Origin of the sequence: Bradyrhizobium sp. LLZ17 (assembly GCF_041200145.1) — a bacterium.
Lineage (GTDB): Bacteria > Pseudomonadota > Alphaproteobacteria > Rhizobiales > Xanthobacteraceae > Bradyrhizobium.
This window is the reverse complement of record NZ_CP165734.1, coordinates 3,959,710-3,972,300: the sequence shown is the minus strand read 5'-3', so window position 1 is coordinate 3,972,300 and position 12,591 is coordinate 3,959,710. Positions and strand designations below refer to the sequence as shown.

Genomic DNA, 12,591 nt, shown 5'->3' with positions numbered 1-12,591 from the left:
GCTCCTCAGTAACCCAGATAGGATTTGCGGATTTCTTCGTTGTTCGCGATGTCCTTGGCATTGCCCGACATCACGATGCGGCCGGTCTCGATCACATAGGCCTGGTCGGCGAGCTCGAGCGCAAGCTGGGCGTTCTGCTCGACCACTAGAATCGACACCTTGTCCTCGCGATTGATCTTGCCGAGGATGCCGAACAGGTCGCGCACCACGAGTGGCGCCAGCCCGAAGGACGGCTCGTCGAGCAGCATCAGGCGCGGCCGCAGCATCAGCGCACGCGCGACCGCGAGCATCTGCTGTTCGCCGCCGGAGAGGGTGCCGGCCTGCTGGGTGTGCCGCTGCTTCAGGACCGGGAAATGCGCATACATGCGCTCGATGTCGGAGATGATGCCGGCATTGTCCTTGCGGGTGATGGCGCCGAGCTGGAGGTTTTCCTCCACCGTCATGGTGGTGAAGGTGCCGCGGCCCTGCGGCACATGCGCGATGCCGAACCGCACGATGCTTTCGGTGGAGCGGTTGTTCAGCGGCTTGCCGTCGAACTCGATTCCGCCGGTAGAGCGCACCATGTTGCAGATCGCGCGTAGCGTCGTGGTCTTGCCGGCGCCGTTGGCGCCGAGCAGCGTCGTCAGCGAGCCTTCGCTGAGCGAGAAGGAGAGGCCATGGAGCGCCTGGACCTGGCCGTAATAGGCGCGCAGGTCCTTGACGTTGAGCAGCGTCGTCATTGGTCCTTGCTCCCGAGATAGGCCTTGATGACGTCGGGATCCACCTGCACCTGGGCGGGTGTGCCTTCCGCGAGCTTCTTGCCGAAATTTAGCGCGACGACGTGATCGGCGATCGACATCACGAGGCCCATGTGGTGCTCGACCAGCAGCACGGTCATGTGACGGTCGTCGCGGATGCGGCGGATGAGGTCGCCGAGCACATGGACTTCCTCGTGGTTGAGGCCGCCCGCGGGCTCGTCGAGCAACAGGATCTTCGGGTCCGCCGCGAGCGCTCGCGCCAATTCGACGCGCTTCTGCGTGCCGAAGGGCAGGCCGGACACGACGCTATGGGCGACGTCCTCCAGGTCGAGATAGGCGAGGATCTCGTGCACCTTCTTGTTGACGCTGCTCTCGCTGCGGCGAATCCAGGCAAGGCGCAGCGAGTCGCTGATGATGTCGCTGGAGGTGCGGGCGTGGGTGCCGACGCGGACATTGTCCATGACCGAGAGGTTCGGAAACAGCGCCACGTTCTGGAAGGTCCGGCCAATGCCGATCTCGGCGATCCGGTGCGCAGGCCGCGTCAGGATGCTCGCGCCCTCCATCAGGATATCGCCGGACGACGGCTGGTACAGCCGGGAGAGGCAGTTGAACAGCGTGGTCTTGCCGGCGCCGTTGGGCCCGATCAATCCGAGGATCTGGCCCTTGTGCATGTCGAACGACACGCCGTTGAGCGCGACAATGCCGCCGAACACGACGCTGACGTCGCGAACCGCGAGCAGAGGCGATGTCCCCTGCGCGAGCTGTGCCTGCGTCATCTCGTCTCGCCCACATTGTTCAGTGGGCGGAGGAGCGATGTGAACCGCTCCCGGCAATGACGAAGGCTATCTGATCCCCTCGGCCACACGCGCAACTTTTCCTCCTGACTTCAGCTTCTTGCTGTCTTGTTTTTTTGAATGCGGCATCAGACCCCCCAGTGCCGCTTCGATGTTCCTTACCATCGCAAGCAGACGCGGTCCAATGTCGTTGATCAAACGCTCTTCCGTGAAGCGGAATGCAGGCGCGCCGCAATTGAATGCGTAAGGCCCGGTTCCGTCGTTGAGCTTGAGCGCGACGCCGGCCGCGCCAATGTCGTCGTGCCAGTCGCCGACGGACATCGCAAAGCCGTACTTCGCGACGGTTTCGCCGGATCGTTCCAACCCGTCGCGCATCTTGGGCCAGCGGCTGCCGTAATGTTCGCGCAGGACACGCGACAATTCGGCGCGGTCGTCTTCGCCCAAAGCCCAGAAATAGGCGCGACCCATCGCGCTGGTTGCAATCGGCACGCGGGAGCCGACGTCAAGTTGAACGCCGACGGTCTCGCTGCCGCGGCTCTGCCCGAAATAGATCATGCTGTGACGATCGCGGCCGCCGACGGCGACGGCTCCGCCCGTGGCGCGCATCACTTCCTCGCGAAACGGCTCGGACAAATGCCGAACACCGAGATTGGCGAGCGCCGCGTAACCGAGCGACATTGCAGCGGGCGTGAGCTGGTACTTCTCGAAGCGAGGAACCGGCGCCAGATAGCCGAGCTTGGTTAACGTATAGGTCAGCCGCGATACCGTCGGCTTGGGCAGATCTGTCCGCGACGCGATCTCCTGATTGCCGAGAAGGCCGTCATTGGGTTCGAATGCGCGCAATACGTCCAGCCCGCGGGAAAGCGCGACCACGAAATTCCGGTCGGTCGCAGTCTTCTTTCCTGTACGCTTCATCCCTGATCTGCTCTTGCGCGGAGTCGTTGACAAGCCACGTGCTTCAAAATAACCCTGCCGTCAAGATGCGGAATTAAATTCCGCACTGCGAGATTGAACAAAAATTACCCCAGGAGGGACACCGTGAGCGAAGTGGTCAAGCTTGAGCGTCATGACGAAATCGGGATCGTCACGGTCGACAGCCCTCCGGTCAACGCGCTAAGCGCCGCAGTGCGCGGCGGTATTCTGACGTGCATCAAGGCCGCGATCGCCGACCCCGCGATCAAGGGCATCGTGCTGACCTGCGCCGGCCGCACCTTTATCGCCGGTGCCGACATCACCGAATTCGGCAAGCCGCCGAAGCCGCCCGGCCTCAACGAAGTGCTGGCCGAGATGGAGAATTCGCCGAAGCCGATCGTGGCCGCGATCCACGGCACCGCGCTCGGTGGCGGCCTGGAGGTCGCGTTGGCCTGTCATTTCCGCGTGGCGGTCAAAGAGGCCAAGCTCGGCCTGCCCGAGGTCAAGCTCGGCCTGCTGCCGGGCGCCGGCGGCACCCAGCGCCTGCCGCGCGCGGTTGGTCCCGAGATCGCCGTCAAGATGATCGTCGGCGGTGACCCCATCGGCGCCGCCGAAGCGCTGAAGCACGGCCTGATCGAAGAGATCGTCGAAGGGCCGGCCTCGGGTGGCGAAGCCTTCGTGCGCAAATTGCTGGCCGAGAAGCGCCCGCTGCGCCGTCTGCGCGACGACGATTCCAAGATCGCGGCGGCGAAGGCCGACCGTTCAATCTTCACCAGTGCGGTCGCCGCGATGACCAAGAAGTCGCGCGGCCTGGAAGCGCCGTTCGCGGCGGCCGACGCCGTCGGCTACGCCATCGACCTGCCGTTCGACGAGGGCCTGAAGAAGGAGCGCGAGGGCTTCCTCAAGCTCGTCGCCAGCGACCAGTCCAAGGCGCAGCGCTATGCCTTCTTCGCCGAGCGCGAGGCCAGCAAGATCGCGGGCGTGCCCGAGGGCACCAAGTCGCGGCCGGTGAACCGCGTCGCCATCCTCGGCGCCGGCACCATGGGCGGCGGCATCGCCATGTCGTTTGCCAATGCCGGCGTTCCCGTCACCCTGATCGAGACCGGCGAGGAGCAGCTCAAGCGCGGCATGGGCATCATGCAGAAGAACTGGGAAGCGACCGCCGCGCGCGGCGGCATCCCGGCGGATGCGCCCGCCAAGCGCATGGCGCTGATCAACGGCGTCGTCGGCATCGAGAATGTCGGCGATGCTGACCTGGTGATCGAAGCCGTGTTCGAGACCATGGCGGTCAAGAAGGAAGTGTTCGGCAAGCTCGACCAGTACGTCAAGCCGGGCGCGGTGCTGGCCTCCAACACCTCCTACCTCAACATCGACGAGATCGCGAAATCGACCAAGCGTCCGCAGGATGTGCTCGGCATGCACTTCTTCTCGCCGGCCAACGTCATGAAGCTGTGCGAGATCGTGCGCGCCGACAAGACCGCGCCGGATGCGTTGGTCACCGCGGTGAGCATCGCGCGCAAGATCGCGAAGGTGCCGGCGGTGGTCGGCGTCTGCGACGGTTTCGTCGGCAACCGCATGCTGGCCCAGCGCGGCAAGCAGTCGGAAAAGCTGCTGTTCGAAGGCGCGCTGCCGCAGCAGGTCGATGCCGTGGTGACCAAATTCGGCATGCCGATGGGGCCGTTCGCGATGGGCGACCTCGCCGGCCTCGACATCGGCTGGCGCTCGCGCAAAGACCGCGGCATCAAGTCGGAGATCGCGGACGCGCTGTGCGAAGCCGGCCGCTTCGGCCAGAAGACCGGCAAGGGCTACTACAAATACGAAGCCGGCTCGCGCTCGGCGATGCCCGATCCCGAGGTCGAGAAGCTGATCGACGAGACCTTGCTCCGTCTCGGCCGCAAGAAGCGAATCGTCAGCGACGACGAGATCCTCGAGCGCATGATGTATCCGATGATCAACGAGGGCGCGAAGATCCTGGAAGAGGGCATCGCGGCGCGCCCGTCCGACATCGACGTGGTCTGGCTCTATGGCTACGGCTGGCCGATCTACCGCGGTGGCCCGATGTACTGGGCCGACAGCGTCGGCCTCAAGCACATCGCCGATCGTCTCTCCTTCTATGCCAAGGAGACCAACGACCCCAGCCTCGAGCCCGCGCCGCTGCTGAAGAAGCTCGCAGCCGAAGGCAAGACGTTCGCCTCGCTGGCCGCGGCATCGAAGGCGGCGTGATGGCGCGTTGCGCTTCAATTCTCAGTCATTCCGGGGCGCCCGCAGGGCGAACCCGGAATCTCGAGATCCCGGGTTCGATGCTTCGCATCGCCCCGGAATGACTGTCTGTGATTTAAGGAAGCAATGACCCATCCCGGCGAACAGTTTTATCCCGAGAGCGTGCGTTGGGACGACGCGATCGTCCAGGGCACGCTTCCCGACCTGCTGTCGAAAGCCGCCGCCGATTACGGCCCGCGCACCGCGCTCGAGTTTCGCGATCGTCCGATCAGCTACGCCGAGCTCGCCGCGATGGCGGAGCGCGCCGCGGCCGCCTTCCTGCGCGCCGGCTGCGATAAGAACAGCTCGGTCGCGCTGTTCCTCGGCAACACGCCCGATCATCCCGTCAACTTCTTCGGCGCGCTGAAGGCGGGCGCCCGCGTCGCGCATCTGTCGCCGCTCGACGGCGAGATCGCGCTGACGCACAAGGTTTCCGATCCCGGCTCGCGCGTGCTGGTGACCTCGAACCTCGCGGCCCTGCTGCCGACCGCGCTGAAATTGCTGGAGAAGGGGCTGGTCGATCGCCTGGTCGTCTGCGAGGACGACAATTGGGGCAAGGTCGGCACACCGCAGGCTGTGATCCCCGGCGATCCCCGCATCGTCACCTTCAAGGCCTTTGTCGAGGGCGCCACCGCGCCGGCAGAGTGGCCCCAAGTGAGTGCCGACGATGTCGCGCTGCTGCAATATACCGGCGGCACCACCGGCCTGCCCAAGGGCGCGATGCTCACGCACGGCAATCTCACCTCGGCGGTGTCGATCTACGATATCTGGGGCAAGCCGTCCCGGGCCGCGCGTGGCGATGTCGTCGAGCGCGTGATCGGCGTGCTGCCGCTGTTTCACATCTATGCCCTCACCGTCGTGCTGCTGTCCTCGCTCCGCCGCGGCTATCTGATCTCGCTGCATCAGCGCTTCGATGTCGAAGCCGTGATGCGCGACATCGAGGTCAAGCGCGCGACCTATTTCCCGGGCGTGCCGACGATGTGGATCGCGATCGCAGCACTCCCCGATCTCGACAAGCGCGACTTCTCCTCGCTCAGCGCCGTCGGCTCCGGCGGCGCGCCGCTGCCGGTTGAAGTCGCGAGCTTCTTCGAACGCAAGGTCGGCAAGAAGCTCAAGAGCGGCTGGGGCATGACCGAGACCTGCTCGCCCGGCACCGGCCATCCGCCGGTTGGCCCCGACAAGCCGGGCTCGATCGGCCTGATGCTGCCCGGCATCGAACTCGACGTCGTCGCGCTGGACGATCCGACCCGCGTATTGCCGCCGGGCGAAGTCGGCGAGATCCGCATCAAGGGCCCGAACGTCACCAAAGGCTACTGGAACAAGCCCGAGGGATCCGCGGAGGCCTTTGTCGACGGCCGCTTCGTCACCGGCGACATCGGCTATGTCGACACTGACGGCTATTTCTTCCTGGTCGACCGCAAGAAGGACATGATCATCTCCGGCGGCTTCAACGTCTATCCGCAAATGATCGAGCAGGCGATCTACACCCTTCCCGGCGTGCATGAGGTGATCGTGCTCGGCATTCCCGATTCGTATCGCGGCGAGGCCGCAAAAGCCTTCATCAAGCTCAGGCCCGGCGCAAAGCCGTTCTCGCTCGAGGAGCTGCGCGCGCAGCTCGCCGGCAAGCTCGGCAAGCACGAATTGCCGGCCGAAGTCGCCTTCGTCGACGACCTGCCGCGCACACCGGTCGGCAAGCTGTCGCGCCACGAATTGCGCCAGCAGCAGAAACACGACACAAAATAGGACTATCGCTCACAGGAGGATCCGATGGATCTCGCATTCACGAAAGAAGAGCAGGCGTTTCGCGAAGAGGTGCGGGAGTTCTTCCGCGGAAACGTACCGCCGGATACGCGGCGCAAGCTGGTCGAGGGCCGTCATCTCTCCAAGGACGAGATGGTGACGTGGTGGCGCATCCTCAACAAGAAAGGTTGGGGCGTCAGTCACTGGCCGAAGCAATATGGCGGCACCGGCTGGACCAGCGTGCAGCACTACATCTTCAACGAGGAGCTGCAGTCCTATCCGGCGCCGCAGCCGCTCGCCTTCGGCGTCAGCATGGTCGGCCCCGTCATCTACACCTTCGGCAACGAGGAGCAGAAGAAGCAGTATCTGCCGCGGATCGCCAATGTCGACGATTGGTGGTGCCAGGGCTTCTCCGAGCCCGGTTCGGGATCGGATCTCGCGTCGCTCAAGACCAAGGCCGAGCGCAAGGGCGACAAGTGGATCATCAACGGCCAGAAGACCTGGACTACCCTGGCGCAACACGCCGACATGATCTTCTGCCTCTGCCGCACCGACGCGAGCGCCAAGAAGCAGATGGGCATCTCCTTCATCGTCTTCTCGATGAAGTCGAAGGGCGTCACCGTACGTCCGATCCAGACCATCGACGGTGGCGTCGAGGTTAACGAAGTGTTCTTCGACGACGTCGAAGTCCCCATCGAGAATTTGATCGGCGAGGAGAACAAGGGCTGGGATTACGCCAAATTCCTGCTCGGCAATGAGCGCACCGGCATCGCGCGGGTCGGCGTCTCCAAGGAGCGGCTGCGCCGCATCCGCGATCTCGCCTCCAAGGTCGAATCCGCTGGCAAGCCGATCATCCAGGACGTCGCGTTCCGCGACAAACTCGCGGCCTGCGAGATCGAGCTGAAGGCGCTCGAGCTCACGCAATTGCGCGTCGTCGCCGACGAAGGCAAGCACGGCAAGGGCAAGCCCAATCCGGCATCCTCGGTGCTGAAGATCAAGGGCTCCGAGATCCAGCAGACCACGACCGAGCTGCTGATGGAAGTGATCGGCCCGTTCGCCGCGCCTTACGACGTGCACGGCGACGACGGCTCCAACGAAGCCATGGACTGGACCGCCCAGATCGCGCCGAGCTACTTCAACAACCGCAAGGTCTCGATCTACGGCGGCTCCAACGAGATCCAGCGCAACATCATCGCCAAGGCGGTGCTGGGACTCTAGGCGTCATTCCGGGGCGCGCGCAGCGCGAGCCCGGAATCCATCGGACCGCACATTCAACGGCGAGATGGATTCCGGGTCTGTCCCTTCGGGCCATCCCGGAATGACGAAACCAAACAATTCCAGGTACCAGGAAAGCTAGAACATGGATTTTGATTTGACCGAGGAGCAACGGCTTCTCAAGGACAGCATCGACGGCCTGCTGACTGATTCCTATGATTTCGAGAGCCGCAAGAAGTACATGAAGGAGAAGGGCGGCTGGAGCAAAGCCGTCTGGGGCAAGCTCGCCGAGCAGGGCCTGCTCGGGCTTCCCTTCAGCGAAGCCGAAGGCGGCTTCGGCGGCGGCGGTGTCGAGACCATGATCGTGATGGAGGCGCTCGGCAAGGCGCTGGTGCTCGAGCCTTATCTCCCGACCGTGGTGATCGGCGGCGGCTTCCTCCGCCATGCTGCAACCGATGCGCAGAAAGCCGCGCACGTGCCCGGCATCGTCGACGGCAGCAAGACTTTTGCCTTCGCCCAGCTCGAGAAGAACTCGCGCTACGATCTGTTCGACGTCACCACGACCGCCAAGAAGAAGGGCGACGGCTGGATCATCGACGGCGAGAAATTCGTCGTGCTCAACGGCGAGAACGCCGACACGCTGATCGTCACCGCGCGCACCAGGGGCGACCGCCGCGACACCACCGGCATCGGCGTATTCCTGGTGCCTGCGAATGCCAAGGGTGTCGCGAAGAAGTCCTATCCAACCCAGGACGGCCTGCACGCCGCCGACATCACCTTCACCGGCGTCGAGGTCGGCGCGGATGCGGTGCTCGGCAATCCGGACGACTCGCTCGCGCTGATCGAGCGCGTGGTGGACGAAGCCCGCATCGCGCTCTGCGCCGAGGCGGTCGGCCTGATGGACGAGTCACTCAAGACCACGGTCGAGTACATCAAGACGCGCAAGCAATTCGGCGTCGCGATCGGCTCGTTCCAGTCGCTGCAGCACCGCGCCTCCGACATGTTCGTCGCCGCCGAGCAGGCGAGGTCGATGTCGATGTTCGCGACCATGGCCGGCGATTTCGCGGACGCGCGAGAGCGTTCCAACGCGATCGCCGCGGCCAAGGTGCAGATCGGCAAGTCGGCCAAGTTCGTCGGCCAGCAGTCGATCCAGCTCCACGGCGGCATCGGCATGACCATGGAGGCGAAGATCGGCCATTACTTCAAGCGCCTCACCATGATCGAGAACACCTTCGGCGACACCGACTACCACCAGCGCCGCGTCGCGGATGGCGGCGGGTTGATCTGAGTCTCTCCACCGTCATTGCGAGGAGCTCTTGCGACGAAGCAATCCAGACTTTCTCCGCGGAAAGATTCTGGATTGCTTCGCTGCGCTCGCAATGACGGAGCAAATGGAAGCAGCGGAGGCTAACAACAATGAAAAACACCCCGTTCGATCTCACCGGTAAAGTCGCCATCGTCACCGGCTCCAGCCGCGGCATCGGCCGTTCCTCCGCCGAGCTGCTGGCCAAGCTCGGCGCAAAAGTCGTGGTGTCATCGCGCAAGGCGGAGGCCTGCAAGGAGGTCGCCGACGGCATCATTGCGGTCGGCGGCGATGCCGTCGTCATTCCCTGCAACATCGCGCGCAAGGCCGAGGTCGAGGCGCTGATCGCGGGCGCCACGAAGCATTACGGCAAGGTCGACATCCTCGTCTGCAACGCCGCGGTGAACCCGTATTACGGCCCGCTGCTCGATATCACCGACGAGGCCTTCGACAAGATCATGGCCAGCAACGTCAAGAGCAACATCTGGCTCTCGGCGCTGGCGATCCCGCAGATGGCGGAGCGCGGCGGCGGCTCCGTCGTCATCATCTCCTCGATCGGCGGCCTGCGCGGCTCGACCGTGATCGGCGCCTACGGCATCTCGAAAGCCGCGGACTTCGCATTGTGCCGCTCGCTGGCCGGCGAATGGGGCCCGAAGGGCGTCCGCGTCAACTGCATTGCGCCTGGCCTCGTCAAGACCGATTTCGCCCGCGCGCTGTGGGAAGACGAAGCCAACCTCAAGCGCCGCACCGCCACCACGCCGCTCCGCCGCATCGGCGAGCCCGACGAAATCGCCGGCGCCGTGGCTTATCTCGCCTCCGACGCCTCGAGCTTCATGACCGGCCAGACCATCGTCATCGACGGCGGCGTCACCACGGCGGCGGTGTAGGCGGTCAGCTCGTCGTCCCGGCGAAGGCCGGGACCCATAACCACAGGGAGTGGTTTGGCGAAGACTGGTCGTGCTGGATTGGCATCGTGCGCAATCGATGGATCACGCGGTATGGGTCCCGGCCTTCGCCGGGACGACAGCTGACCCCGTCTTGACCTGCCGCCTCCAATCCGCTCCCTTTGGCGCGACACAACCATCCCTCACGGGACAACGCCAAGAAAACGACCAGCAAACCCCAGGAAAACGCCAAGGGTGCTTCCATGTCTTTCGTTCTTGCCATCGACCAGGGCACCACCTCCTCGCGCGCGATTGTTTTTCGCAGCGACATTTCCATCGCGGCGCGTGCGCAGGCCGAGTTTCCACAGCATTTTCCGGCCTCGGGCTGGGTCGAGCACGAGCCGGAGGACATCTGGACCTCGACCATCAACGTCTGCCGCGAAGCGATCGCGAACGCCGGCATCGGCGCAAAGGACATCGCCGCGATCGGCATCACCAACCAGCGCGAGACCACCGTGGTGTGGGACCGTGCCACCGGCCAGGCCGTGCACCGGGCCATCGTCTGGCAGGACCGCCGCACCGCCGACATCTGCGCGAAACTGAAAGCCGACGGCCGCGAGCCCATCATCTCGCAGAAGACCGGCCTGATCATCGATCCCTATTTCTCCGGCACCAAGGTCGCATGGATCCTCGACCAGGTCCCCGGCGCGCGGGCCCGCGCTGCGCGCGGCGAGCTGATGTTCGGCACCGTCGATTGTTATTTGCTGTGGCGCCTCACCGGCGGCAAGGTGCACGCCACCGACGCCACCAACGCCTCGCGCACGCTGCTGTTCAACATCCACACCGGTCAGTGGGATGACGAGCTGCTGGAGATCATCGGCGTGCCCCGCTCGATGCTGCCCGAGGTGAAGGACTCCTCCGCCCATTTCGGCGAAAGCACGCCGGATCTGTTCGGCGGCACGATCGCGATATCAGGCATTGCCGGCGACCAGCAGGCTGCGACCATCGGACAAGCCTGCTTCCGCCCGGGCATGATGAAGTCGACCTACGGCACCGGCTGCTTCGCGCTGCTCAACACTGGCACTACGCCGGTCGCCTCGAAAAACAAGCTGCTCACCACCATCGCCTACCAGCTCGGCGGCAAACGCACCTACGCGCTCGAAGGCTCGATCTTCGTCGCCGGCAGCGCGGTGCAATGGCTGCGCGATGGCCTCGGCATCATCAAGCATGCGGCCGAGACCGGGCCGCTTGCTGATCAGTCGGACTCCATGCAGAGCGTCTACCTCGTCCCGGCGTTCGTCGGCATGGGCGCGCCCTACTGGAATCCGCGCGTGCGCGGCGCGCTGTTCGGCCTCACCCGCAACACCGGCCCTGCCGAGCTCGCCCACGCCGCGCTGGAGAGCGTCTGCTACCAGACCTTCGATCTCTGGGCCGCGATGCGCGCCGACTGGCCGAGCTCGGAAACCGCAAGCGTCGTGCTGCGCGTCGACGGCGGCATGACCGCGTCCGACTGGACCATGCAGCGCCTCGCCGATCTGCTGGACGCCCCGGTCGATCGCCCCGTGATCCAGGAGACCACCGCGTTAGGGGCGGCGTATCTCGCCGGCCTCCAGGCCGGCGTCTATCCCGAGCCGACCAAGTTCGCCGACAATTGGCGGCTGGAGCATCGCTTCAAGCCCAACATGAGCCAGGCGACAAGGGAGCGAAAGCTTGCGGGGTGGGCCAGGGCGGTGAAGGGCGTGCTGGCGAGCGACGAGGGGGAGGGGTAGCGGAATCTCGTAGCCCGGATGGAGCGCAGCGCAATCCGGGACTTCTTTAGCCGCCGACTGAAGTCGCGACCGCTGAGGCCATCACGTTGACGCCGCGGTGAGCGTTGCTGAGCAAGGACGCGGTCGCAAACACCACCGTCGTCCCGGCGAAGGCCGGGACCCATACTCCGCAGAAGATGTTGTGAACGGGACTCGTCGTTCCAACGGCGCAAAACAATTTATACTCGTGGTTATGGGTCCCGGCCTTCGCCGGGACGACACTGATTGTATGGCCGCCGCTTTGGCACAAAGTGAACGAGTGCGCCTCATGATCGTCCCGGACGGCTATTCCGACGTTCCCGCCGGCAAGATCGCTGCGGTCGTCACCCATCTCGAGATGACCACGCGCCCCTCACGGCGTGACGACCCTCCCGGCGCATGGTCCCTGCGCAAGGCCGACGCGCCCGCGCTTGATTGGTACCGCGACCTGCACCGCCGCGTCGGCGAGGAGTGGCTGTGGCTTTCGCGGGCTCGCATGAACGACGCCGAGCTCGCCGCGGTCATCCAGGCCCCAGGCATCGAGGTCTACGCGTTGACCGTGAATGGAAGCGACGAAGGTCTGCTTGAGATGGATTTTCGCGAGCCCAGCCAGTGCGAGCTGGTCTATTTCGGTGTCACCTCGCGCCTGATCGGGACCGGTGCCGCCCGTTTCCTGATGAACCGCGCGCTGGAGCTTGCATCGTCACGCGACGTGCGCCGCGTCTGGGTGCACACGTGCACCTTGGACCATCCATCCGCACTAGCGTTCTATCAGCGCTCCGGCTTCGTCCCGTTCCGCCGCCAGATCGAGGTGGCGGACGATCCGCGCCTCGACGGCACAGCGCCGCGCGATGCGGCGAAGCATGTACCAATCCTCGAATAGCGAGCGCATGTCGTAGCCCGAATGGAGCGCAGCGCAATCCGGGACTCTCTCACCCGCTGACTGACTCGCGGATTACG

General features: G+C 64.8%; 10 protein-coding genes. 7 read left to right on the top strand and 3 right to left on the bottom strand.

Annotated elements, in window-relative coordinates; all coding sequences use genetic code 11:
* Positions 1 to 5 precede the first annotated feature (5 nt).
* The 3 genes from AB8Z38_RS19185 to AB8Z38_RS19175 all read right to left on the bottom strand — a co-directional run bounded on the left by AB8Z38_RS19185 (position 6) and on the right by AB8Z38_RS19175 (position 2,446).
* On the bottom strand, positions 6 to 719 hold the full coding sequence (locus tag AB8Z38_RS19185; RefSeq protein WP_369719447.1) for an ABC transporter ATP-binding protein: 714 nt from the start codon (positions 717 to 719) through the stop codon (positions 6 to 8).
* Complete coding sequence (locus AB8Z38_RS19180; protein ID WP_369719446.1) at positions 716 to 1,513, bottom strand: ABC transporter ATP-binding protein; 798 nt, start codon at positions 1,511 to 1,513, stop codon at positions 716 to 718. The genes AB8Z38_RS19185 and AB8Z38_RS19180 overlap by 4 nt, the downstream gene beginning before the upstream one ends.
* A 66-nt stretch (positions 1,514 to 1,579) precedes the next feature.
* Positions 1,580 to 2,446, bottom strand: a complete 867-nt coding sequence (locus tag AB8Z38_RS19175; protein ID WP_369719445.1) for an IclR family transcriptional regulator — start codon at positions 2,444 to 2,446, stop codon at positions 1,580 to 1,582.
* A 123-nt stretch (positions 2,447 to 2,569) separates the two neighbouring features.
* Between AB8Z38_RS19175 and AB8Z38_RS19170 the strand changes: the two genes are divergently transcribed.
* The 7 genes from AB8Z38_RS19170 (at position 2,570) to AB8Z38_RS19140 (ending at position 12,514) form a co-directional block, all read left to right on the top strand.
* On the top strand, positions 2,570 to 4,666 hold the full coding sequence (locus AB8Z38_RS19170) for a 3-hydroxyacyl-CoA dehydrogenase NAD-binding domain-containing protein (RefSeq protein ID WP_369719444.1): 2,097 nt from the start codon (positions 2,570 to 2,572) through the stop codon (positions 4,664 to 4,666).
* Positions 4,667 to 4,789: 123 nt separating this feature from the next.
* Complete coding sequence (gene pimA / locus AB8Z38_RS19165; protein WP_369719443.1) at positions 4,790 to 6,445, top strand: dicarboxylate--CoA ligase PimA; 1,656 nt, start codon at positions 4,790 to 4,792, stop codon at positions 6,443 to 6,445.
* A gap of 24 nt (positions 6,446 to 6,469) precedes the next feature.
* Complete coding sequence (gene pimC, locus AB8Z38_RS19160; RefSeq protein WP_369719442.1) at positions 6,470 to 7,660, top strand: pimeloyl-CoA dehydrogenase large subunit; 1,191 nt, start codon at positions 6,470 to 6,472, stop codon at positions 7,658 to 7,660.
* Positions 7,661 to 7,802: 142 nt separating this feature from the next.
* Positions 7,803 to 8,945: a pimeloyl-CoA dehydrogenase small subunit gene (gene pimD, locus AB8Z38_RS19155; RefSeq protein ID WP_369719441.1), complete on the top strand. Its 1,143-nt coding sequence runs from the start codon at positions 7,803 to 7,805 to the stop codon at positions 8,943 to 8,945.
* A 128-nt stretch (positions 8,946 to 9,073) separates the two neighbouring features.
* Positions 9,074 to 9,847, top strand: coding sequence for an SDR family NAD(P)-dependent oxidoreductase (locus tag AB8Z38_RS19150; protein WP_369719440.1), 774 nt, complete (start codon positions 9,074 to 9,076; stop codon positions 9,845 to 9,847).
* Positions 9,848 to 10,107: 260 nt separating this feature from the next.
* Positions 10,108 to 11,613, top strand: a complete 1,506-nt coding sequence (gene glpK / locus AB8Z38_RS19145) for a glycerol kinase GlpK (RefSeq protein ID WP_369719439.1) — start codon at positions 10,108 to 10,110, stop codon at positions 11,611 to 11,613.
* Between the two features lie 307 nt (positions 11,614 to 11,920).
* The gene (locus AB8Z38_RS19140) at positions 11,921 to 12,514 is read left to right on the top strand and encodes a GNAT family N-acetyltransferase (protein WP_369719437.1); all 594 of its coding nucleotides are present in this window, start codon (positions 11,921 to 11,923) and stop codon (positions 12,512 to 12,514) included.
* The last annotated feature ends 77 nt before the right edge of the window (positions 12,515 to 12,591 follow it).

Coding starts and splice junctions, on each gene's coding strand:
- AB8Z38_RS19185 (WP_369719447.1), bottom strand. CDS start 719: ATGACGACGCTGCTCAACGTCAAGGACCTGCGCGCCTATTACGGCCAG.
- AB8Z38_RS19180 (WP_369719446.1), bottom strand. CDS start 1,513: ATGACGCAGGCACAGCTCGCGCAGGGGACATCGCCTCTGCTCGCGGTT.
- AB8Z38_RS19175 (WP_369719445.1), bottom strand. CDS start 2,446: ATGAAGCGTACAGGAAAGAAGACTGCGACCGACCGGAATTTCGTGGTC.
- pimA (WP_369719443.1), top strand. CDS start 4,790: ATGACCCATCCCGGCGAACAGTTTTATCCCGAGAGCGTGCGTTGGGAC.
- pimC (WP_369719442.1), top strand. CDS start 6,470: ATGGATCTCGCATTCACGAAAGAAGAGCAGGCGTTTCGCGAAGAGGTG.
- pimD (WP_369719441.1), top strand. CDS start 7,803: ATGGATTTTGATTTGACCGAGGAGCAACGGCTTCTCAAGGACAGCATC.
- AB8Z38_RS19150 (WP_369719440.1), top strand. CDS start 9,074: ATGAAAAACACCCCGTTCGATCTCACCGGTAAAGTCGCCATCGTCACC.
- glpK (WP_369719439.1), top strand. CDS start 10,108: ATGTCTTTCGTTCTTGCCATCGACCAGGGCACCACCTCCTCGCGCGCG.
- AB8Z38_RS19140 (WP_369719437.1), top strand. CDS start 11,921: ATGATCGTCCCGGACGGCTATTCCGACGTTCCCGCCGGCAAGATCGCT.